Consider the following 22,992-nt stretch of genomic DNA (forward strand, 5'->3'; position numbering starts at 1 on the left):
GGGTGATTTTTGTGGATAAAAACTCAAATATTATTCCGTTAAAAATAAAATTTGAAGTAATTTTGAAAAATGATGAACTTAAACCAGATTTTTACCAATCAGAGAACGGGAAATAATCCACATACAAAGGCTTCAAGAACTGATTTCCAGAGAGATTTTGACAGAATTATTTTTTCATCGGCTTTCCGAAGACTTCAAAATAAGACCCAGGTTTTCCCACTTCCTGGAAGTGTTTTTGTACACAACCGTTTGACCCATTCTTTGGAAGTTTCTTCTGTGGGGAGGAGTTTGGGAAGTATCATAGGAGAGTTCATCCACGATAATTATAAAAAACACCTTACAGAGGATTCCAGAAATTTTTATCTTCATAACTTGGGACATGTGATTGCTGCTGCGTGCCTTTGTCACGATGTTGGAAATCCTGCTTTTGGACATTCCGGCGAAGATGCGATTGCAAGCTACTTTGACAGAAATGAGAACAATCTGAAGCCCAAATTCAATGAAAAAGAATGGGCTGATCTTGTTAATTTTGAAGGTAATGCAAACGCAATACGAGTTTTAGCGCAGCAGCAACAAGGAAAAGACGCTGGCGGAATCCAGTTGACATTTGCCACGCTGGTAAGTATCGCAAAATATCCTTGTGAAGCGATTGCCAGAAAGAAAGGAATCGTGCACCGGAAGAAATTCGGTTTTTTTCAAAACGAAAAAGATATCTTTTTAGAGATCGCAAGAGGTACAAATCTGATATCAGAAAGTGAAAATCCCCATATTTTCAAAAGACATCCATTTGTCTGGATGGTAGAGGCGGCCGATGATATCTGTTACAACATCATCGACATGGAAGATGCCCACAGACTGGGAATAGTTTCTACGGCAGACTGTAAAAATCTGTTCTTTGAACTGGTCAAATCCGAGACCGACGATATTAAAAAAATTGAAAGTAAACTCGGTTCTATCTCTAATGAAAACGAACAGATATCATATCTAAGAGCAAAGGTCATCAATGCTTTGATTAACAAATCTATCGAGCTTTATAAAAGCAATTTTGATAGGATCCTTGCAGGTGATCTGGACAAAGGACTTCTGGATATCTATAAATCTGAGAATAAGACCTTACAGGATATCACAAGTTTTTCGGTCGAAAAAATCTATAATCACAAGGCTGTCGTAGAAATTGAAAATGCTGGCTACAATGTGATGTATGAACTTCTTGATCATTTTATCCCATCAATCCTCAAATCTGAGAATGAAGTCAAATCTTATGATGAAAAAGCTTTAAAACTTCTTCCGAAACAGTTCTTTTATAAAGAAGGAACAGATTATCAGAAAGTGTTGGGTGTCATAGATTTTGTTTCCGGAATGACAGATAATTTCGCGACCGATCTTTACAGAAAGATCAAAGGAATTGATATTGGGATGACGATGTAACTATAAATGACGATTGATAGGTGATAAATGATTAATCATTATGTTTTAAAAATCATTTATCAATCATCATTTATCACTTATACAAAAGGTTCACATCCGAAAACATCCGCAAAATGTTTTTTGATCTTATTCTTCACTTCCGCGTAATCCACTTCCTTTTCAAGTTCTCTTTGCATCGAAGTAACCTGTTTATCGGAGATTCCACAAGGAATGATGTAATCGAAATATTTCATATTGGTATTGACATTCAATGCAAAACCATGAATCGTGACCCAGCGTGATGCTTTTACGCCCAACGCACAGATCTTTCTGGCATAAGGTTTTCCGACATCAAACCAAACACCGGTTTCGCCTGGTGAACGTTCACCTGTCAAGCCATATTCTGCAATTGTTCGGATGATGACTTCTTCCAGATCTCGCATATAGCGGTGGATGTCTGTGTAGAAATTTTCCAGATCCAAAATAGGGTAGCCGACAACCTGTCCGAAACCGTGATACGTAATATCACCACCACGATTGACTTTGACATAAGTCGCTTCAATCTCTTTCAGTTTGTTTTCGTTAGCGAGAAGGTTGGATTCGTGTCCGCTTTTTCCCAAAGTGTAAACGTGCGGATGCTCTACAAAAAGCAAATGATTGTCGGTCGGTTTCAGATTCTCCGGATTTTCGCGATTGTGGATTTTGATGTCCAGATTTTGCTTGAGTAATTCTTCCTGATAGTCCCAAGTTGGCTGATAATCTTTAACACCGAGGTCTTGGAACTTTACTTTTTTGTTGATGAGAGAATTCACGTTCGATTGGAATTATTTATACAAATTTACTCATTATTTCATCAAACGACAAGCCACAAAAAAACCACCCGAAGGTGGTTCTCATAAAGAATAAAATCTGAAATCGCTACGGTAAATTTCCTTCACAAACACCAGCAGCGAAATGGTGATGGCATATGACCTGATATAGATCAATGAAAACTTACCAATGAAATATGACTATTTAACAATTAGCTTTTTGGTTTCTGTCTGTCCTCCGTAAGTGATCTTTACAACGTAGACGCCAGAATTAAGTCGATTGAGGTCAACTTCTTGAGCTGAGAATCCTGATTGGTTGGCGATGGCCGTCTCGTAAACTTTCTTGCCAGAAAAATCAAATAGCTCAACAGTTCCGTTTTTCGAAGCAGCTTCTTTAACATCAAATAAAATGTTTACTTTTTTATCTTCCTTGGTCGGATTTGGGTAGATCCCGAAAGTTCCTTTTTTACCGAAATCTGCTACAGCCAAAAGGTTTGTGATATCCTTGTACTTGAAATACATATTTCCTGTTGTTGCACCACCATTTGCAGTAAAGAACAATCTGTAATACTTACTTCCTTCTTTGATGTAATAAACAATATCTGAATAAACGCCTGTAGTAGGTTTCCAAGAGTGACCGATGGTTGTAATATTTTTTGAATAAGCCGCGGCAGCAGGTGCTGTAAAAGTTGAAACAGCCTGAGTTTCCGGTTGTACTTTTGCTACAGTCACATTGGGCGATTGGATCACACCAGATAATTTATACATCATGATATTGGCATAAAAAGTATAATATCTTGTGAACATCAAATCCCAGTTTGCTTTAGCTGGCTCCAGGTTTGGAACTTTTTCGCCTGTGTCAAAAGAGAAATAGTTAAAGAATGCATCGTCTGTACCGTTAGCAATGGTTCTTGTTTGCGTGGCATCCCAAGATGTTCCATTCCATTTAGCATATTTGAAAGTGTATCCAGCAGCATATTCATTAATGAAGAATTTGTAGTAAGTTGTACCATATTCCAAGACGAAAACCACTTTTCCATTCACTTTATGCGTCACGATATCATAAGATCCCCAGCCAAAGTTAAGTCCTGTTGCAGGCAATAATGTGGCAGCATCAAAAGAGCCATCCTGAATTCTTTCCGTTTGGTCAGGATTGTAAAGTGGCGCTCCCCAATTGGCCTTGTCTGCTGGAGTAACCGTATCAAATGCTGCAGGATCAGCAGAAACCTGGTAGGTTACAACGCTTGTAGCATCATTCACCTTGATCCCGAAGTCCATTGCGCTATTTCTGTAAAATGCGATATCCCAGCCAGTCGCAGGTTGTGAAATGATGTTGTTTGCAGAAAGGTCGAAGAAGACTCTATTCGAATAATTAGGGCCAGTTGTAAGGTCAACTTGGGTGTATCCGTTCTCGTCGGTCTGTGACAATACGGTTTGGTTCACAGTGAAAGCAAGTAGACTTGCCAAAAGTAGTTTTGTTTTCATTTATTTGAAATTATTAAAATCTGTTATTTAGAATTATTCTACAAAACTATACAATTGTTTTTAATTATTCTAAATAAGATTTAATTAATTAAGTTGATAAAAATCATCTAAAAAGATAAAAGCTGTCTAGTTCAAAAAAAAACTTCTCAAGGTAGTTCCCTGAGAAGCTTTTATATGCATTATCTGACCAAAAAGGTCAAAACCAAATCTTTTACTTAATAAATTTAGATTTTGTGATCTTACCCTCATTGTTTTCTATTGCAATGATGTAAACGCCATTGCTCAGCCTGGAAACATCCAATTTGTTTTGAGTTGGAGCTTCATTAGCAACTAGATTTCCACTTGCACTGTAAATTTTTACATTACTGATCTTAGCATCATTCAAGAAATTGATTTGATTGTTTTTTACAACAAACTGTACTGGTTTTGCTGCTGCGAAATTGGACGCTGATAAACTTTCTCCAAAAACAACATTGTCTACTTGCAATGCAGCGTGAACAGTAGATGGCTGAAATTTGAATGCAATGTACTTAGCTGAAGAAGCAGGTACACTGTACGTCAATGTAGCTGCGCTGGTCGTCAAAGTAACTGCGGGAGATATTGCAACAAATGTGGAAACATCGGTTGGATTTGCAAGCGTACCAACCTGTATAGTGCCTGCACCGCCAGATCCAGTAGACACCTGAGCATCAAATTTCAAAGTTTGAGAACCATTTAGGATCGCTAATTCCGGAGTAATGATATATGTAGGATTTGTCACATCGAACAAACTGTAGCTTTGTGCATATTGACCTTGGATAAAGTATGCATAAGGATAAGTACGATTGGATGTCCAACCATTTTGAGGGAAGTTCTGTTGAGTGAATCCTGAGAAATCTTCGTTGATAGATGTTAACTGAGCGTTTGCTACAACTGCGAACAGAGATGCGGCCAAAAATAGTTTTGCTTTCATAATTGATATTATTAAACTTAAATTGTTATTTAGAATTATTCTACAAAAGTACGAAATTGTTTTTAATGATTCTAAATAAAATCTTATCTTCGCAAAAATTTTTTCAATGAAGAAGCGAACAATGAGCCTTTTATCAGTAGCAATTTTGAATTTTGCGTACGGACAAAAAGACTCTACCAGTCAAAAAAACATAGAAGAAGTAGTCATTACCGGGCAATACAGTCCTCAATCCATAAACAAATCCATCTATAAGGTAGAAGTTATAGATGAAGTGCAGATCAAAAACATGGCAGCTACCAATGTTGCAGATGTACTTAATCAAAGTCTTAATATCCTGATCACCTCTGATCGTAATTCTGGAAACTCCACTGCAAGCATCATGGGATTGACCGGAGAATACACCAAGATCCTAATTGATAATATTCCTGTTGTAGGAGACATAGGTCTAGGTAACAATATCGACCTTACAAAACTTAATGTCAACAATGTTGAAAGAATCGAAATTGTAAGAGGATCAATGGGTGTGGATTATGGTAGTAATGCCGTTGCAGGTGTCATCAACATCATCACAAAGAAAAATAGCCACAAGAAGGTCACTCTGAACGCTTCTTTACAAGAGGAGACCGTAGGCAAAGAGTATGACTTATATAAAAAAGGCGAAGGACGTCATATCCAAACGCTTAATCTAGGTTATAACATCAATGAAAATTGGCATGTCGGCGCCAATATCAATCATAATGATTTCCAAGGTTTCAAAGGAACTCAGGAAGGTTACAAATACATAGGACAAGATGGCAAAAGAGGCTATCTGTGGCAGCCAAAAGATATTTTGAATGTTGATGGTATCGTAAGATATAACAAAAACAAAACATCCATCTTCTACAAATTTGGTTATCTGAATGAAAAACTGAATTATTACAATCCAGTCGTATCAGAGTTATATTTGGGTGGTGGCAACAGAACTTATTTGTCTGTGGACAGAGACTATCTTACAACAAGATATCTGCATCAATTGAATGTTCAGACAAATTTGGGAGTCATTAATTATACGGGGGATTTTTCCTACCAGACCCAAGACAGAAAGTACCGAGATTATAATTATGATGTTCCCAACAGACAGAGAATGTCAGTTGATGATTATAGGTCCTACAATAAAGCAGACGTGATCTATTCTAGAGGTGTTTTCAGCAATTTCTTGAACAATGATAAGATTGATTTTCAGATCGGTTATGAATTGGACCACACTTCTGGTTATGCTGGTTTCATTGCCGGAGCTTTTGATGGAAACAATGTGGAGAGAAGGATCTTTAACTATGCTAATTTCATAACAGCAGAGTGGAAGATCAACAATGTTTTCTCTCTTCGTCCCGGCTACCGTCTTGCTTTGAGCGATAAGTTCAATTCACAACATAATTACTCAGTGACCGCGAGAGCCAAGATCACAGATTTTGACAATATCAGATTGGTCGTGGGAACTGCCAACAGATTTCCAAACTTTGACCAGTTGTACACTTATTTTGTAGATGCTAACCATAACTTACAGGGAAATCAGAATTTGATCCCGGAAAGTGGCTACACAGGTTCCCTTAATTTTGAGAAAAGGATTAGAAATTCAGCTGGTTGGGACTTCAAAGTAGGCGCCAGTGGAACTTATCTCTATGTGAAAGATAGGATAGAGCAGGTCAACGTTACGATCCAGCCATTGGTGGTAAGTTATTTCAATGTGGACAAGTACAGGTCGATGTTATTCGAAGGTAATTTTGGTGTCAGAAAAGGTGCCTTTGGTCTTGCTGCCAATGCGTCTTACTATGGGATTTCCAAGACATTGACAAATGGCTCAATAGTCTCTCCAGATGATTTTTTCTACACATTTGAAGGAAATCTGAATGCTAATTATACACTACCAAAGATCAATACGGTTTTTTCTCTGTTTTACAAATACACGGGTAAAATACAAATGTTCAATTTAGATGCAATAGACGTTTCTAATTCAGTCTATAAAGTGGGAGAGAGAAATGATTACAGTATGATGAATTTCACCATTATGCAGCCGTTTTTCAACAATCATTTTGAATTGAGTTTAGGAATCAAGAATCTTTTTGATGTTTCATCTGTACGAGATACAACATTGACTGGAGGCGCTCACGTAGGCGCGGCTAGCAGCTTGGATCTTTTTTATGGCAGAAGCTATTTTGCAAGAGTTAATTATAATTTCTAAAAGAGATAAAATGAAAAAAATATTCCTATTCAGTTTGTTGGGACTTACACTTTTTACGCAGTCGTGCATTAATGATAATGAAGACCCAATTGCAATTCCTCCTACAGACGGTGCCGTTATGGATGCCGAAGTTGGCGGCGCAGCGCAACCAAATCAAGTTTGGATAGACCTGAGCAGCGAGCAGAAAACCTACAACAGACGTACAGATTGGGACCTTGGGTTTTATTCTGGAGACCAATTCAAAGTGGCGATCAATTATTCTATAATGATGGCTGCTGGTGCTATTCCTAATGCTACAAACATTGATGCCGTCAAAGAATCCGACGTGACTGCGCTGAAGGAAAAAGTACAGGTAGGAACCTTTGACCCGACCAATGAAACTTATATTGATGATCCAAAAGGCTACATCATTACAGGTAGGACTGCCATTGCAGAGATCAAAGCAAACGATGCTGAAAATCCGATCTACCTCGTGAATATGGGACGCGATATCTATACAGGAACCCAAACGCCTGGAACGGTCTACACTGGCGGTGATGCAAGAGGCTGGAAAAAAGTTCAGATTGTCAGATTTAATGATGGTTACAAGGTAAAATATGCAAATCTTAATGAAACGTCTCACAAAGAATATATCGTTGCAAAAAAACCTCAGTTTGACTATACATTCTTTAGCATGGCAACTGATAAAGAAGCTAACATCCAGCCAGAAGCTTCTAAATGGGATCTGGGATTTACTGTAATGACCAATGTGATCGAAGGAGCGGGAAGTTACATCTATGCTGACTTTGTCATCACCAACGCTTTAGGGAAAGTAAGTGCCTATCAGGTAACAGCAACAGCGCCTGCTACTGGTCAGACTGCATATGACAACTTTAAACTAGAAAATGTAGAGAGCTCGAAATTCATTAATAATGACCAGACCATCATTGGGGCAAATTGGAGAAATCCTGTAGGTGTCAACGGATTGGAGGTTCATTCTGACCGTTTCTACGTGATCCGTGATGCCGACGGCTATTTCTTTAAATTGAGATTTACCAGAATGACCGATGTCAACGGTAATAGAGGTTTCCCTCAATTCGAATACAAACCGCTTTAAGACAAATCAATCGATAATAAAATAAACAATGAAAAACATCAAAATAGCACTCCTCTCAGCAATACTTCTTGCAGGTGTTTCTTGCAAAAAAGAAGATTCCAAAGTAGAGGCAAAAAAAGAGACCGCAACAGAAACTCCAGTGTCCAACCAAAGAATCGTGAGCATCAGCGGTGGAATTACCGAAATTGTTGTAGCACTCGGCCACGAGAAGGAAATTGTCGGGATCGATGTGACAAGCACCTATCCTGAGAGTTTGAAAAATACAGCCGAAGAGCTAGGTCACGTTCGTTCAATGACGATTGAGCCACTTTTGGCACTGAATCCAAGTTTGATCGTAGCTTCTGACAAAGACATCAATCCAGACCTACTGACGAAGATCAAAGCTTCCGGCATCAAATCAGAATTGTTCAATCAAGAATTCACAATCGATGGTACAAAGAAATTAATTGACCAAGTTGCAAAAACTTTAGGAAACACAAACCAGCAGCAATTATTGGATAAGATTGATGCAGACATCAAGCAGATTCAGCCGATCGCTAAAAAACCAAAAGTACTTTTCATCTATGCAAGAGGAAATATGATGATGGTCGGGGGCAAAAACACACCAATGGCAAAAATAATTGAGATCGCTGGCGGAGAAAATGCAGCCAATGATTTCGAAGATTTCAAACCTTTGACACCTGAAGCAGTCGTACAGTCAAATCCTGACGTCCTACTGTTCTTCAGCAGTGGATTGCAAGGTTCTGGCGGAATTGATGGCGCTCTCAAAATGCCTGGCGTTCCTCAAACCAACGCTGGTAAAAATAAGCGTGTGATTGCAATGGACGGCGGTTTACTATCTTCATTCGGCCCAAGAGTCGGAGAAGCAGCTGCCAGCCTAAACAAACTACTGATAGAATCCACAAAATAAAAGTCCCATCGGGACGAACGATTTTTTTAGCATAGGAATTTATTTCTATGAAAATAAGAAAAAGATAGGAATTCATTCCTATGAAAAACGAACATACGATTTGAAATCAAAAAGTCTTACATTTTACGCCATCATCGGTATTATTTTATTAATGCTGATGATGGTTTTGTCTTTGAATATCGGGGTTTTTGATTTCGGTAAATCGACTTCCTACGAGGTGTTTTGGAAATTTGTCACAAGCGATTCATCAATTTCCTTGAGCGAGAAGTACATCATTTGGGACGTGCGAGCGTCCAGAATTGTAATGGCCGTTCTAGTTGGAAGTATGCTGGCGGTTTCCGGAACTACTTTACAGGGAATGTTCAAAAATCCATTGGCAACGGGCGAGGCTATTGGCCTGACTTCTGGCGCTACATTGTTGGCAGCCATTGCGATTGTTTTGGGACATACTTTTGAGGCTTATCTGCCGGAAATCGTAAGAAATTCTTTGGTCGGTGTTTCCGCGTTCGTCGGTGCATTATTGGCGATGATCATTGTCTACAGGATCTCAACTTCTGGTGGAAAAACGAATGTGGTAATGATGTTATTGAGTGGCGTCGCGATCACTTCCATTGGATTTTCAATCACCGGATTTCTGATCTACATTTCAAAAGACGAACAACTTAGAGATTTGACCTTCTGGAATCTAGGCAGTTTGGCAGGTGCAACCTGGACCAAAAATATCATCTTAACGATTGTCCTAATATTATCGTATCTGGTCATTTTACCAAAAGGAAAAGCCTTGAATGCGATGATGTTAGGCGAGAAAGATGCACAACACTTGGGAATCAATGTTGAAAATTTGAAGAAACAGATCGTCGTTTTAACCGCTTTGATGGTGGGAACATGCGTCGCATTTTCTGGAACGATTGGATTCGTTGGGTTAATTGTTCCTTACATTTTAAGATTGCTTTTCCGTTCCGATTATCATTTCATTTTACCTTTGTCAGCCGTTTGTGGAAGTATCTTATTGCTTTTTGCGGACACAATCAGCAGAACGATTGTTGCACCTTCAGAACTTCCAATCGGAATCCTGACTTCATTGATCGGAGGACCGATTTTCATTGCCATTTTAATTAAATTCAAAAATACATTAAGATGATAAAAGGGCAAAAGATCAATTATCAAAGTCAAAAAATCAGCATTTTGAAGGATGTTGATATCAATGTTGGTTTCGGCGAATTCCTGGCGATCGTTGGTCCAAATGGCGCAGGAAAATCCAGCCTTCTGAATTTGTTAGCGAACGAAATCAAAACAGATAACAAAAAAAATATCCAGTTCAAAGGCAAGATCCTGTCCGACTGGAATCTGGAAGAGCTTTCCAAACACAAGGCCAAATTCTCCCAACACAACGCACAGGACATTCCGCTTTTGGTAGCCGATGTTGTGATGATGGGACGTTATCCATATTTCAGTTCTCAGCCGCATCAGGAGGATTTCGAATCGGTACAAAAAGCGATGGCAGAGACCGACGTTGTACATTTCCAAAAGCGTGAATACAACTCACTTTCGGGTGGCGAGAAGCAGCGTGTTCATCTGGCGAGAGTTCTGGCACAGTTGGACAATGAGATAGAAAACACTTTACTTTTCCTGGACGAACCACTTAATAATCTGGATATTAAGCATCAATACAAAACATTGGAGCTGATAAAGAATTATACCAAAACCAACAACACCGCAATCGTAGTTCTACACGACCTGAATCTCGCAGCACAGTTCGCAGACCATATTTTATTAATGGAAAAAGGCTCGGTCTTATCTTACGGTTCACCAGAAAAAGTGTTCACGGCAGAAACCATTTCCAAGGCGTATAATTTCCCTTGTACAATTTGCAAACATCCGGTCAATGACAATACGATGATCTTATTTGGTTAAATAAAAACTAAACTAATGACAGAAAACGAACTCAAAATATTAGCACAACAGTTATCAAATCCCGAAGGTGAAGTTGGCAAAGATGTCGCCAAAATGATGAATGAGACCAATATCTCGATGACCAAAGAAACGATCAAAGCTATGCTGTTAACGGATAACGAAAAGGTTTTAGAACTCGGTCACGGCAATGCTGGACATTTGTCTTACCTTTTGGATTTTGCCGAAGATATCAATTACACAGGTCTGGAAATTTCTGAAACTATGAAGTCAGAAGCAGAAAGTATCAATCAAAAATATCTTTCTCAAGCCAAATTTCAATTGTACGATGGAAAGAAGATTCCTTTTGAGGACGAAACTTTCGACAAAATAATGACGGTCAACACCATTTATTTCTGGGAAAGTCAAGTCGATTTTCTTAATGAGATCTACAGGGTTTTAAAGGAACACGGAAGTTTCGTCCTCACGTTTGCGAAGAAAGATTTTATGAAAAATTTACCTTTCACAGCAGATTTCAAACTTTATAATTACGAAGACATCGAGCTGCTAATCTCCCAAACGAATTTCAAAAGGATGATAAAATCGGAGAAAGAAGAACTGATAACGAGTAAATCTGGCGAACTGGTCAAAAGAGAATACAACGTTTTAACGATCAAAAAATAAATCAAAATAAATTAATATGAGTACATTAATTAATGAATTAAAAGAAAAATGGGAAGCGCTAAAAGCAGAAAACCCACATTTGAGAATCAGAAACGCGGCCGAACAATTGGGCGTGAGCGAAGCTGAATTATTGGCTACAAACGTTGGAAACGGCGTTACAGTTTTGAAACCTGAGTTTGCAGACCTTCTACAGGAGGTTGTAAAGCTGGAAAAAGTAATGGCTTTGACCAGAAACGACGAATGCGTGCACGAAAGAAAAGGCGTCTATTTGAATCCAGATTTCAGCAATCCTCACGGACAGGTCTTCGTAGGCGAAGATATTGATCTTAGGATTTTCATCAATTCTTGGAAATTCGGTTTCTCAGTGATCGAAGGCGATAGAAAAAGCTTACAATTCTTCGGAAAAGATGGATTGGCGCTTCACAAGATCTATCTGACAAACAAAAGCAACGAAGCAGAATTTGATGCGTTGACAGAGAAATATGCAGCGTACGAACAATCTCCAAATGTTGTTACCGAGTCTGTTCCCGGAAAACCTGCAGAGAAAGCAGATTCTGAGATCGATTTCGCTGGTTTCCAACAAGCTTGGAAAGATTTGAAAGACACACACGATTTCTTTATGATGCTTAGAAAATTCGGTGTGACTAGAACTCAAGCTTTGAGATTGGCGCCGGAAGGTTACGCTACAAAAATCGAGAATTCTAAAGTGGTGAACGTCTTGGAGGACGCTTCTGAGCAGCAATTGCCGATCATGGTTTTCGTTGGGAACAGAGGTATTATTCAGATCCATACAGGTGAAGTGAAAAAGACACTTTGGCACCAGCAATGGTTCAACGTGATGGACCCGGATTTCAACCTTCACCTTGATACAACGAAGATCGCAGAAACTTGGATCACCAAGAAACCGACGGAAGACGGCGAAGTCACTTCGATTGAAGTATTCAACAAAGAAGGCGATTTTATCGTTCAGCTTTTCGGAAAGAGAAAGCCTGGAAATCCAGAACTTCAAGGTTGGAAAGATCTTGTCGCAGCTTTGTAAGATCCAAATATAAGTATTGTTAATGAAGCCGTTTTTTAGTTTTAATTGACTTTAGAATGGCTTTCTTATTTGTTTTAAAATGAAGAAGTTAATATTATTTTCATTGATGTTAAGTCTGAATATTTTTCAGGCTCAGGATTTCCGTTCATATCAATTCTTTGATAAAAAGTCAAAGGCCGTTTCGCCAGAAAAAGTGGTGAAAGAATTGGTAAATTATGATGTGGTTTTCATTGGCGAACATCACGACAATTCCATCAATCATTGGTTGGAGAAAAAGATTACCGAAGCACTTTTTGATCAGAAAAAAGGTCAAGTTATTCTGGGTGCGGAAATGTTTGAAAGAGACAATCAGAAAGCACTTGCTTCTTATCTGGCTGGGAAAATTGACCCGAAAGTTCTGAAAGATTCTGTTCGACTTTGGAAAAATTACGAAACGGATTACAGACCTTTGGTGGATTTTGCGAAAGACCATCAACTGAAATTCATCGCGACAAATGTTCCCAGAAAATACGCGTCTCAAACATCAAAATCGGGAATCGAAAGCTTGAACCAATTGCCGGAAAATGAAAAGAAATGGATTACCAAATTACCAATCGAAGTCACTTTGGAAACGCCCGGCTACAAAGAAATGAAATCCTTGATGGGCGACCACGTGGACGAATTAAAATTGATGAATTTCATCTCAGCGCAAGCCATAAAAGATGCGACAATGGCGGAATCGATTCTCGAAAATCTACAGGCTGGAAAGACTTTTATCCATTACAACGGCGATTATCACAGCAAGCAATACGGCGGAATCTATTGGTACTTGAAAAAGAAAAACCCGAATTTGAAAATTGCAGTGATCTCTGTTTTCGAATCAGAAAAGTCTAAGTTGGTTTTGCCTGAAAAAGATTTTATTCCAACAGAATTTAATTTGGTGATCCCGAATGATATGACGAAGACGTATTAATAATTATTAGCTCGTAAGCCATAGATGACATTATTCAGATTGTTTTCATCCTTCTTTTCAGCAAGATGTTCAAAACCGAATTTCTCCAATAATTTTCTGGAACTCAGATTTTCTTTGTTCGTGAAAGCTTGTAGATATTCAAATCCAAGTTCGTTGAAGGCAAGGTCAAGAATCGCTTTCAAAGCATCGCTCATAATGCCTCGACCTTGAAAATGGGGAAATAATTCGTAGCCAACTTCCGCATACTTTTTCTCGTGATCGATATTCCAAAGGCAGATCGTCCCGGCCAATTCATTTTCTGGAATTGTTTTGATGGTGAAGAATAAAATCTCGTTTTGATGATTGATCTTATGCTCAATGAATTCCTCAATATCAGCCAAAGTTTTGTTGAGATCCCTATTTACGAATTGACTGACCTCTGGATTAGTTCTCAGTTTGAAAAGACTTTCTGCATCGCCCTTTTCGACGATTTTTAATTTGATTTTGTCAGTGATTATTTCAAGGTTCATAATTTGATTTTATCAGTGATTTTTTGAGAATTTTGAGCACGTGATTCCGAATTAAATGACAAACACGCACTAAACTAATTTATGAATTTCTTTTAACCTCCCATTCATTTCGAAATTTTCAGAATCTGATTTTTCAGTAAATTGTTTAAAGAAATTTACATTTCGTATTTTTAATTCTATCTTATTTTCAAGTATTGTTAGATTCGTTAATTGATTTATAATTACCTCTTTATCAATAATGTAAATGCCGCCAGACCAACCGTGATTGCCCAAGGTCATCTTCCAAACCTTATCAAATGAATATGAAAAGTAGGCGCCTTCATCAGAGATCTGTGGATATTGAGCATCAAACACATCAAATTTAAATTTGTGCTTTTCAAAAATTTCAAATAGATCATCAAGTTTTGAAATTGAAGTAAGATCTAATGTCACTTTTTTTTGGTCAACAGGAATTCCAAGTTTCAGAAATTTATTGGAAAGGCTTTCAATCATTTCTATTATTTTAACAAAGCTAATTTAACAAAATTCGACCATAAATATCATCAATTTTAATTCTCCCAATTTACTTTTTCCCATATTTGTAAAAAATTCTCAACAAATGCAGGCATTACTTTTAGAAGACGATTCTGTTCTCTCTTCAGAAATTGCACTTTTTCTGGAATCGAGATCCATAAAGACCGACAAAGCTGAAGACGGCGAAGTGTTCCTGAATATGTTCACCGACAAAGCCTACGATATTTTCTTATTGGACATCAATGTTCCGAAGATCAATGGACTGGAGATCTGCAAAACCATCCGCGAAACCAATTCCGAAACGCCGATCATCATTATTTCTGCGTATGACGGAATCGAGGAGAAGAAGGAGGCTTTTCTGCACGCGGCGGACGATTATCTCGTGAAACCATTTTTGTTGGAAGAATTATTATTGAGGATCAATTCCCAAATGCGAAGGTTGACGCCAAAGACAGAAGAAGTAGAAAAGATTGTGATAGAAGATCTGGAGATCTTCCCAGAAGACAGCAAGGTTTTTCGCTCCGGCGAAGAGATCAGCTTGACGGTGAAGGAATTTCAATTATTGGTTTTGCTGGCGAGAGCGAACGGAAGAACACTTTCCAAACAATATATCTCCGATGAAGTCTGGAAAAACCAATTCCAATCCACCAACAACGCGATTGAAGTTTACATCAATTTCCTCCGCAAAAAAATCGATAAGAACTTCAAAACCAAACTCATCCACACCAGACCAGGTTTCGGATATTACCTTAGTCCTTTATAAATTCAAAGTTGAAAATTCGAAATTAATCATTCATCACTTATCATTCATCATTTATAGATCATGTCTCTAAAACGCCGAATAGCACTTAGTCTCAGCATTGCATTTTCCCTGATCTTCGGGATTATGATGTTTGTGGTCTATATTTCTTTCAATGATTTTAGGAGAGACGAGTTCAAGGAAAGATTCCAGAAACGTTTGGTTTTCACGGTCAATTTTATCGAGAAGTCCAGAGATTTTGAGAAGGAAGCGCCCATTTTCTTTGATGAAAATTCGGACAATGTTTTGTTGAATGAGAACATTATGATCTTTAATGCAGAGAAGGAATTGGTCTACAGCACTTTGAAGGACAAAAAAATCACTTGGGACAAAACATTATTAAGCCGTTTGGACAAGGAAAAAACGGTCTATTTGGAACATTCTTCACCTGAGATTTACGCTACATTAAGAAATATTAACGGCGATAACTACTACATTCTCACGAGTGCACAAGACGTTACGGGAGAATCCAAGCTTGACTTTTTGAAATATATGTTGATTTTCTCGTATGTGGTCAGCATTCTGTTGATTTGGTTTTTCAGCTATTACATCGTTTCAAAATTTTTGGAACCTTTGGATATTTTGAAGTCCGACATTTCCGAAATCAGTGTTCATAAGCTCACAACGCCTGTTGTAGTCAAAAATCCCAAAGATGAGATTGGCGTTTTGGCAACGTCTTTTAATCTGATGACCAACCGACTGAATGATGTTTTCCAGTCGCAGAAAGACTTCAATTCCAGTGCGGCTCACGAGATGCGAACACCGTTGACAAGAATGGCTTTTCAGCTCGAGAATCTGATTCAGCTGGAAAATCATTCGCCCAAAACCAAGGCGACTTTAAATCAAATGTTGCAGGATGTTCATCAATTGTCGGACCTCACGATTTCGTTGCTTTTACTTTCGAAGTTTGATAAGGAAGGCATCGCCAGCGTTTATGAAGAAGTGCGTATCGACGAAGTGGTTTTCGACGCTTTCGAGTCTGTCCATCGTAATTTCCCGGAATTCAAAATGGATTTCCAGATCGACGAAGAGAGTAGTGAAGATGCATTTCTGACCGTCAAAGGTGTTAAGTCTTTACTCGAAATTACATTCATCAATCTATTTAAAAATGCGGCTCTGTACTCAGATGATCAGGAAGTTGATATTTCAATCAAAGAAACCGAATTCCGGATCATTGTCAATATTTTTTCAAGAGGAAGCATCATTCCAATTTCCGAAAGAGAAAAACTCTTCGAAGCCTTTATGCGAGGCAGCAATTCTCAAAACAAATCAGGTTCTGGCCTCGGTTTGCGCATCGTAAAACGCATTCTGGAATACCACAAAGCGGAGATTTCTTACACTTCGCTCTCGGATAATGAGAATCTTTTCACCGTGATTTTTAATAAGTAATATTTTATTTGGGGCAGCTATTTCCGCCTTCCGCTCCCAATCTTTTTGCCTTGGCTTTTCCAGCCACAAAAAAGGATTTCCGCTCAAGTCGGGCTGCGCTTCGCAAAGTTTAAACATACAGAATCAAACCAAATTTTGTCATTCCGTAGAAATCTCAACAGTCTAGATTCCTACGGAATGACAATACTGCGTTTTTAAATCTGCAAAATCTGCTTAATCTGCGAGAACAATATTGCTTTAAAATATTTTCAATAAGTTCAAAAAATCCTTGCACGCTTTTCATTCAAAACCACAATTAAGTTTTTTTTAAGTCTCATTTAAGTCCGTTTTAATCGAGGAAGGTCACTTTTGCAAGACCAAAACGAGATAAAATGAATAAAATAACAACGCTGGTGTTATCCGTTTCGGCATTTGTCTGTCTATCCGGACAGCAGCAGATGTCTCTTCAGGATTGCGAATTAGCATTTCAAAAAAACAACCTTCAAGTTCTCGCCGCGCAGTACAATATCAATATGGCAGACGCCGATATTATCCAGGCCAAGATCTGGGAATTGCCACAGATCAGCGGTTACGTGAATGCTTACAATCCCGAGGACAAGCGCGCTTTCGATGTGGGACGGGCAAAAGGTGCAGAGATCACACAGCTCATCTATCTCGGTGGTAAAAAGAAAAACGAGATCCAGTTTGCCAAATCCAACAAGGAACTTTCGCAATTGCAATTCAACCAGTTGTTGGTTGACCTGCGATCTCAACTTCGGGAGACCTATTACAATCTGATCTACGAACAAAAGAAACAGATCAGCATCGATGGACAATTGAAATATATGAATGAGCTGTTGGCAGCTTACAAGATCCAGACGGATAAGGGAAATATCTCGCTCAAGGATTATGTAAGACTTCAAAGCATCGTCATTCAGTTGAACAATGATAAGATCGAAATCAACAATAATATTCTGGCATTTCAGCAAAATATGAAGATCCTGACAGGCAATTCAAACAACATTCTTCCTAATATTTCCAAGCTTGACGAGAATGATATTTTGATCTCTCAGCCTTTCGGCGATCTGGAAATCCTCAAAGAAAAAGCTTTGGTCAACAACGCCGATTATCTTTACAATCTTAGATTGATTGAGAACAGCAAACTCTTCGCCCAATGGCAAAAATCATTGAATACACCAGATCTGAATCTCGGCGCAGAGTACGATCAAAACTCTGGAACATTCAGAAATGAGATTAATTTGAAGGTCGGGATCCCCATTCCACTTTGGAAAGTGAACAAAGGAAATGTTGAAAAAGCAAAATACGCCATCCAGCAAAACGAGAAAAATTCAGAATATCAAAAACTGAATCTCGAAACGCAGGTAGAATCGGCCTATCAAACCTGGAAAAATCAATACGACCAATATTTCGAGCTGAAACCTGTGGATGTAGAAAACCTCAATACGGTTTATAATGGCATTCTCAAGAATTTTCGAAGCGGAAACATCAGCCTGATGGATTTCACAGACTTCCTGGAAAGCTACAGACAAACGGTGCTGCAGATCTACGAAATGAAAAAACAGATCATGATCTCTGCAGAGCAGCTCAATCAATTAGTACAAACCAAAATCTTCTATTAATGCAAAAAATTATTATTCCCATTATCCTCGCCATCAGTTTGATCTCCTGTTCCAAAAAGGAAGAAATTGTGAAGGAAGAGACCAAAGGTTTTGAATTGAGCCAGACAATGCTGAAATCCACAACATTTGCCAAGGTAGAAAAGAAATTCATCGAGGACGAATACAGCTTCTACGGAAAGATCTCTGCGGACAAAAATACCTACATTGATATTTTCCCTTTGGTTGGCGGCAATGTCTTAAGTGTAAATGTTGAATTAGGAGATTATGTCCACAAAGGTCAGGTCTTGGCAACCATCAGAAGTACCGAGTTGGCAGAAGTGCAGAAAGATGTCAGCGATGCGAAAACAGATTTGCTGGTCGCAGAGAACAACCTTCGCGTTGCCAAAGAAATGTACGCCGGCAAACTGAATACGGAAAAAGATATTTTGGAAGCACAAGGTGAAGTTCAAAAAGCCAAAGACGCTTTGCACCGATCCAACGCGGTAAGCACGGTTTACAATGTGAAAAGAGGAAACATCTACAGCGTGATCTCGCCGATCAATGGCTACATCGTTCATAAAGACATCAATAAAGATATGGAACTCAGAAGCGACCGAAGCGAGAATATCTTCGACGTTGCAAACACCAAAAACGTCTGGGCCATTATGAACGTCAACGAAGCGGATATTGACAAGATCAACCTTGGAATGAAAGCCCAGGTTTCCACATTGTCCTATCCCGATAAAGTCTTTTTTGGCAAGATCGACAAGGTCTTCAAGATCATCGACCCAGATACCAATTCGATGCAGGCTAGGGTAGTTTTGGATAATTCTCAAGGCTTGTTGATCCCGGAAAGTAAAGCAACTATCCGCGTTTCTTCCGCAGAAAACGAAACCGCTTTGGCCATTCCATCCAGTGCCGTGATCTTCGATGACAATCGATATTTTGTAGTGGTTTACAAATCCCAAACCGATATCAAGGTCAAGGAGATCAAGATCCTGAAACAAAACACAGAGAACACTTACGTCGCAAGTGGCCTTGCAGAAGGTGAAACCGTGGTGACCAACAATCAATTATTGATTTACCGCTCTTTGAATAATTAATATTTAAAGCTTTCCGAGAAACCATCAAGGTTTATTATCAATAGCCGTAAGTTTTACCTACGGATCAATATTAATATGAATAATCATAAATAAAAATTGTGATTCAAAATATAAAATATGAACAAATTCATAAAAAGCATCATAGGATTTTCCCTTAAAAATAAAGCCTTCACATTCATTTGGGTGGCGATTCTGGCGGTTGCCGGTTTCATCAGTTTCAAGAATATGCCGATTGAAGCTTTCCCGGATGTGACGAACACACAGATCGTCATCATTACCCAATGGAACGGGCGAAGTGCAGAAGAAGTGGAACGATTCGTCACCACACCGATTGAGCTGGCGATGAGTCCGGTCCAGAAAAAGACAAGCGTCCGAAGTACCACAATGTTCGGACTTTCTATCGTGAAGATCTTGTTTGAAGATGGTGTGGACGATATTTTCGCAAGGAATATGGTCAACAACCAATTGCGAACCGTCAGTTTGCCAGACGAAATAGACCCGGAAGTTCAGCCACCTTATGGACCGACCGGAGAGATCTACCGATACACCTTAGAAAGCAAAGACCGGGATTCCAGAGACCTTTTGACACTCCAAACCTGGGTGGTCGACAGAGCTTTGCGAAGTGTTCCCGGTGTTGCAGATGTCAATGTTTTCGGAGGTCAGGACAAAGTTTTTGAATTAAGCATCGATCCCAGAAAATTAGACAAATATAATCTGACACCAACCGAAGTTCTGGAAGCCGTCACCAACAGCAACCTGAATGTCGGCGGCGATGTCATCGAGAAAAGCGGTCAGGCTTATGTGGTTCGTGGAATTGGTTTGGTGAAGTCTATTGCTGATATTGAAAACATCACCGTTCATAATGACAGCGGAAATCCAATCCTTGTCAAATATGTGGCAGACGTTCACGAAGGTTCGATGCCGAGAGTCGGACAGGCTTCTCTCAATAATGACAATGACACGGTGGAAGGAATCGTCGTGATGAGGAAAGGCGAGAATGCACAGGAAGTACTGAAACTGGTGAAAGCCAAAATCGAGGAACTGAATACCAAGATCCTTCCAAAGGATGTCAAAATGAGGACCTTCTACGACCGCCAGAACTTGATGGATTTTACCACCAATACGGTGATGCACAACCTTTTGGAAGGGATCATTCTGGTGACGGTCATCGTATTGATCTTCATGGCAGATTGGCGAACGACCTTGATCGTTTCCATCATCATTCCATTGTCCTTGTTGTTTGCTTTTTTCTGTCTGAAGATGGCCGGAATGAGCGCCAACCTATTATCTTTAGGAGCAGTGGATTTCGGGATCATTATTGACGGTGCCGTCGTGATGGTGGAAGGATTATTTGTGATGCTCGACCACAAGGCGAAGAAGTACGGCATGGAACGCTTCAACAAAATGGCGAAGGCTGGTTGGATCAAACAGACCGGAACCGGATTGGGGAAAGCGATCTTCTTTTCAAAATTAATTATCATCACCTCTCTTTTACCGATTTTCTCTTTCCAAAAAGTGGAGGGTAAAATGTTCTCTCCATTGGCATTCACCTTAGGTTTTGCTTTGTTGGGAGCATTGATATTCACGTTGACTTTGGTTCCTGTGATGTCGCATTTGCTTTTAAAGAAAAATGTAAAGGAAAGACACAATCCATTCGTGGAATTCTGGGACAAATACGTGATGAAAGGTTTGAAGTTCACCTTCAGATATAAGAAAGTCAGCCTATTCGTTTCGACCGCGGTTTTGGCGATCACTTTATTTTCAGCAACATTCCTTGGAACCGAATTCTTACCGCAGTTGAATGAAGGTTCGCTTTGGATCACAGCAGAAATGCCGATGAGTTCGTCCTTGGACAAATCTTTGGTCACAGCCAACGCACTCAAAAAAGACATTATGAGTTTCCCGGAAGTGACCGATGTTCTGGCGCAGACGGGTAGAAGTAATGACGGAACCGACCCGAACGGGTTTGGTTTCGTACAGTTCGCCGTCAGCCTCCAACCAAAAGATGAATGGAAACGGAAGATCACGTACGATGAATTGATCGAGCAGATCGATAAAAAACTGAAGAATTACCAAGGCATCACCTTCAATTATTCACAACCCATTTCTGATAACGTTGCCGAAGCAGTGGCGGGTTTCAAAGCGGAAAATGGCATCAAGATCTATGGTGACAATCTGCATACTTTGGACAGACTGGCGGATGAAGTTCTGGCTTATATCAAAGATGTGGACGGTGTGAAAGAACCTGGAATCATCAAGAATATTGGTCAGCCAGAGATCAGTGTGGTTTTGGACAGAAGCAAAATGGCGGCATACGGCGTTTTACCAGCCGATGCACAGGCCGTTCTGGAAATGGCCTTTGGTGGAAAGACAGGTTCTGAAATGTTTGATGGAGAAAGAAAATTCCCGATCAGATTGCGTTACGCTCAGGAATACAGAAAGAATGAAGAAGATATCGCGTCCTTGATGGTTCCAACCCAGGACGGTGCGAAGATTCCACTAAAGGAAATTAGTACAATCGAGAAAGAAAATGGGGCAGCTTTCATTTACAGAGATGATATCAAGCGTTACATTGGCGTCAAGTTTTCCATCCGTGACCGAGATCTCGGTGGAACGATTGCCGATGCGCAGAAGAAAGTAGATAAGATCAAATTGCCAGATGGTTACTCGATTGGATGGACCGGACAGTTTGAGAATCAGCAAAGAGCCACCAACCGATTGACGCAGGTGGTTCCGATCAGTATCATTGGGATCTTCTTCCTGTTGTTTATCTTATTTGGGAATATGAAAGATTCACTTTTGGTCTTGGCGAATGTGCCCTTTGCCTTGATCGGCGCTATCATCGCATTACATTTGACCAATATGAATTTCGGGATCTCTGCCGGAGTTGGGATGATCGCGTTGATTGGGATCTGTATCCAGAATGGGGTGATCCTGATCTCTGAGTTCCATCAAAATGTCAAGAACGGATTATCCTTGGATTCATCCATTATGGAAGGTGTGAAAGTGAGAACGAGACCAGTGGTGATGACCGCTCTGATGGCTTCGATTGGACTTCTGCCAGCAGCACTTTCCACAGGGATCGGTTCTGAATCTCAGAAACCTTTGGCGATTGTCATCATTGGTGGATTGATCACCGCAACGATATTGACCTTGTTGATCTTCCCGATCATCTTCTGGATCTTCAACAGAAGGAAAAATGAAGTGATCAATTAGTCTGTTAGATAAGGCTTTTGAAGCCTATTAAAGATAATACCTAGACCAGCCACGGAGTGGCGAACTGTTGGTAGATTTATGTTGTTAGTTTCTCTCTATTTGACGTTCTCCCGGATCATTTCGGGGGAACGTTTTTTTTGTTTAGTGATGGGAATTTTTTAAAAATTTGTAAGATGCGATCTAAAACCACATGCAAAATAGAGCGATACCACACGTGAAGTTTGCTCATGCCAGGCGTCCCGTTGAGGAACGGCACGCCTGCCATTGAGGAATGGGACGCCTGCCGTTGAGTAACGGGACGCCTGCCGTTTTGGCTGCTCTGCAAACGCTCTATCCATCGGACTTGGCGAAGGGCATTTTTTAACTTTGAATTGTCTTGAAAAAATCATGGAGCAATGTGAATTCAAACCTGAAAGCTTCATT

The 22,992-nt window shown here is 39.6% G+C and carries 19 protein-coding genes; 14 read left to right on the forward strand and 5 right to left on the reverse strand.

Annotated elements, in window-relative coordinates:
* Positions 1-72 precede the first annotated feature (72 nt).
* Positions 73-1,428, forward strand: a complete 1,356-nt coding sequence (locus BMW39_RS15115; protein ID WP_034974870.1) for a deoxyguanosinetriphosphate triphosphohydrolase — start codon at positions 73-75, stop codon at positions 1,426-1,428.
* A 77-nt stretch (positions 1,429-1,505) separates the two neighbouring features.
* On the opposite strand, the gene lipB is transcribed toward BMW39_RS15115, so the two are convergent.
* The 3 genes from lipB to BMW39_RS15130 all read right to left on the reverse strand — a co-directional run bounded on the left by lipB (position 1,506) and on the right by BMW39_RS15130 (position 4,653).
* The gene (gene lipB, locus BMW39_RS15120) at positions 1,506-2,219 is read right to left on the reverse strand and encodes a lipoyl(octanoyl) transferase LipB (RefSeq protein WP_034974648.1); all 714 of its coding nucleotides are present in this window, start codon (positions 2,217-2,219) and stop codon (positions 1,506-1,508) included.
* Positions 2,220-2,417: 198 nt separating this feature from the next.
* Positions 2,418-3,701, reverse strand: a complete 1,284-nt coding sequence (locus BMW39_RS15125; RefSeq protein ID WP_034974649.1) for a T9SS type A sorting domain-containing protein — start codon at positions 3,699-3,701, stop codon at positions 2,418-2,420.
* Between the two features lie 211 nt (positions 3,702-3,912).
* Complete coding sequence (locus BMW39_RS15130) at positions 3,913-4,653, reverse strand: T9SS-dependent choice-of-anchor J family protein (RefSeq protein WP_034974650.1); 741 nt, start codon at positions 4,651-4,653, stop codon at positions 3,913-3,915.
* Positions 4,654-4,759: 106 nt separating this feature from the next.
* Between BMW39_RS15130 and BMW39_RS15135 the strand changes: the two genes are divergently transcribed.
* From BMW39_RS15135 to BMW39_RS15170, 8 genes are all read left to right on the forward strand, one after another.
* On the forward strand, positions 4,760-6,871 hold the full coding sequence (locus BMW39_RS15135; RefSeq protein ID WP_034974651.1) for a TonB-dependent receptor plug domain-containing protein: 2,112 nt from the start codon (positions 4,760-4,762) through the stop codon (positions 6,869-6,871).
* Positions 6,872-6,881: 10 nt separating this feature from the next.
* A complete protein-coding gene (locus BMW39_RS15140; protein WP_034974871.1) occupies positions 6,882-7,967 on the forward strand; it encodes an HmuY family protein in 1,086 nt (361 codons plus the stop codon).
* Positions 7,968-7,995: 28 nt separating this feature from the next.
* Complete coding sequence (locus tag BMW39_RS15145; RefSeq protein WP_034974652.1) at positions 7,996-8,877, forward strand: heme/hemin ABC transporter substrate-binding protein; 882 nt, start codon at positions 7,996-7,998, stop codon at positions 8,875-8,877.
* Between the two features lie 100 nt (positions 8,878-8,977).
* Positions 8,978-10,018: a FecCD family ABC transporter permease gene (locus BMW39_RS15150; RefSeq protein ID WP_034974653.1), complete on the forward strand. Its 1,041-nt coding sequence runs from the start codon at positions 8,978-8,980 to the stop codon at positions 10,016-10,018.
* Positions 10,015-10,791 carry a heme ABC transporter ATP-binding protein gene (locus BMW39_RS15155; RefSeq protein WP_034974654.1) on the forward strand — a complete coding sequence of 259 codons (777 nt, stop codon included), beginning with the start codon at positions 10,015-10,017 and terminating at the stop codon, positions 10,789-10,791. Before BMW39_RS15150 ends, BMW39_RS15155 begins: the two co-directional genes overlap by 4 nt.
* A 15-nt stretch (positions 10,792-10,806) precedes the next feature.
* Positions 10,807-11,451, forward strand: a complete 645-nt coding sequence (locus BMW39_RS15160; protein WP_034974655.1) for a class I SAM-dependent methyltransferase — start codon at positions 10,807-10,809, stop codon at positions 11,449-11,451.
* Positions 11,452-11,467: 16 nt separating this feature from the next.
* The gene (locus BMW39_RS15165) at positions 11,468-12,490 is read left to right on the forward strand and encodes a hemin-degrading factor (protein ID WP_034974656.1); all 1,023 of its coding nucleotides are present in this window, start codon (positions 11,468-11,470) and stop codon (positions 12,488-12,490) included.
* 79 nt (positions 12,491-12,569) lie between these two features.
* On the forward strand, positions 12,570-13,442 hold the full coding sequence (locus BMW39_RS15170) for a ChaN family lipoprotein (protein ID WP_034974657.1): 873 nt from the start codon (positions 12,570-12,572) through the stop codon (positions 13,440-13,442).
* Here the strand turns inward: BMW39_RS15170 and BMW39_RS15175 are convergent.
* Entirely contained in the window at positions 13,439-13,951 is a 513-nt protein-coding gene (locus BMW39_RS15175) for a GNAT family N-acetyltransferase (RefSeq protein ID WP_034974658.1), read from the reverse strand. The two genes, BMW39_RS15170 and BMW39_RS15175, sit on opposite strands and share 4 nt — an antisense overlap.
* 69 nt (positions 13,952-14,020) lie before the next feature.
* Positions 14,021-14,443, reverse strand: a complete 423-nt coding sequence (locus BMW39_RS15180) for a hypothetical protein (RefSeq protein ID WP_034974659.1) — start codon at positions 14,441-14,443, stop codon at positions 14,021-14,023.
* Between the two features lie 106 nt (positions 14,444-14,549).
* On the opposite strand from BMW39_RS15180, the gene BMW39_RS15185 reads away from it, so the two are divergent.
* The 5 genes from BMW39_RS15185 (at position 14,550) to BMW39_RS15205 (ending at position 22,569) form a co-directional block, all read left to right on the forward strand.
* Positions 14,550-15,227 (forward strand): response regulator transcription factor, encoded by a 678-nt coding sequence (locus BMW39_RS15185; RefSeq protein ID WP_034974660.1) that lies wholly within the window; start codon positions 14,550-14,552, stop codon positions 15,225-15,227.
* Positions 15,228-15,287: 60 nt separating this feature from the next.
* Positions 15,288-16,652, forward strand: a complete 1,365-nt coding sequence (locus BMW39_RS15190; RefSeq protein ID WP_034974661.1) for a sensor histidine kinase — start codon at positions 15,288-15,290, stop codon at positions 16,650-16,652.
* A 371-nt stretch (positions 16,653-17,023) separates the two neighbouring features.
* On the forward strand, positions 17,024-18,271 hold the full coding sequence (locus BMW39_RS15195; RefSeq protein ID WP_175459335.1) for a TolC family protein: 1,248 nt from the start codon (positions 17,024-17,026) through the stop codon (positions 18,269-18,271).
* Positions 18,271-19,353 carry an efflux RND transporter periplasmic adaptor subunit gene (locus BMW39_RS15200; protein ID WP_034974662.1) on the forward strand — a complete coding sequence of 361 codons (1,083 nt, stop codon included), beginning with the start codon at positions 18,271-18,273 and terminating at the stop codon, positions 19,351-19,353. Before BMW39_RS15195 ends, BMW39_RS15200 begins: the two co-directional genes overlap by 1 nt.
* A gap of 117 nt (positions 19,354-19,470) precedes the next feature.
* Positions 19,471-22,569, forward strand: coding sequence for an efflux RND transporter permease subunit (locus BMW39_RS15205; RefSeq protein ID WP_034974663.1), 3,099 nt, complete (start codon positions 19,471-19,473; stop codon positions 22,567-22,569).
* The last annotated feature ends 423 nt before the right edge of the window (positions 22,570-22,992 follow it).

Origin of the sequence: Epilithonimonas lactis (assembly GCF_900110605.1) — a bacterium.
Lineage (GTDB): Bacteria > Bacteroidota > Bacteroidia > Flavobacteriales > Weeksellaceae > Epilithonimonas > Epilithonimonas lactis.

Bases quoted from the DNA above. Each gene is read 5' to 3' on its own strand.
- BMW39_RS15125 (WP_034974649.1), bottom strand. From the start codon at position 3,701: ATGAAAACAAAACTACTTTTGGCAAGTCTACTTGCTTTCACTGTGAAC.
- BMW39_RS15115 (WP_034974870.1), top strand. From the start codon at position 73: ATGAACTTAAACCAGATTTTTACCAATCAGAGAACGGGAAATAATCCA.
- BMW39_RS15170 (WP_034974657.1), top strand. From the start codon at position 12,570: ATGAAGAAGTTAATATTATTTTCATTGATGTTAAGTCTGAATATTTTT.
- BMW39_RS15185 (WP_034974660.1), top strand. From the start codon at position 14,550: ATGCAGGCATTACTTTTAGAAGACGATTCTGTTCTCTCTTCAGAAATT.
- BMW39_RS15140 (WP_034974871.1), top strand. From the start codon at position 6,882: ATGAAAAAAATATTCCTATTCAGTTTGTTGGGACTTACACTTTTTACG.
- BMW39_RS15130 (WP_034974650.1), bottom strand. From the start codon at position 4,653: ATGAAAGCAAAACTATTTTTGGCCGCATCTCTGTTCGCAGTTGTAGCA.
- BMW39_RS15200 (WP_034974662.1), top strand. From the start codon at position 18,271: ATGCAAAAAATTATTATTCCCATTATCCTCGCCATCAGTTTGATCTCC.
- BMW39_RS15160 (WP_034974655.1), top strand. From the start codon at position 10,807: ATGACAGAAAACGAACTCAAAATATTAGCACAACAGTTATCAAATCCC.
- BMW39_RS15195 (WP_175459335.1), top strand. From the start codon at position 17,024: ATGAATAAAATAACAACGCTGGTGTTATCCGTTTCGGCATTTGTCTGT.
- BMW39_RS15205 (WP_034974663.1), top strand. From the start codon at position 19,471: ATGAACAAATTCATAAAAAGCATCATAGGATTTTCCCTTAAAAATAAA.
- BMW39_RS15165 (WP_034974656.1), top strand. From the start codon at position 11,468: ATGAGTACATTAATTAATGAATTAAAAGAAAAATGGGAAGCGCTAAAA.
- BMW39_RS15145 (WP_034974652.1), top strand. From the start codon at position 7,996: ATGAAAAACATCAAAATAGCACTCCTCTCAGCAATACTTCTTGCAGGT.
- BMW39_RS15175 (WP_034974658.1), bottom strand. From the start codon at position 13,951: ATGAACCTTGAAATAATCACTGACAAAATCAAATTAAAAATCGTCGAA.
- BMW39_RS15155 (WP_034974654.1), top strand. From the start codon at position 10,015: ATGATAAAAGGGCAAAAGATCAATTATCAAAGTCAAAAAATCAGCATT.
- BMW39_RS15190 (WP_034974661.1), top strand. From the start codon at position 15,288: ATGTCTCTAAAACGCCGAATAGCACTTAGTCTCAGCATTGCATTTTCC.
- BMW39_RS15135 (WP_034974651.1), top strand. From the start codon at position 4,760: ATGAAGAAGCGAACAATGAGCCTTTTATCAGTAGCAATTTTGAATTTT.
- BMW39_RS15180 (WP_034974659.1), bottom strand. From the start codon at position 14,443: ATGATTGAAAGCCTTTCCAATAAATTTCTGAAACTTGGAATTCCTGTT.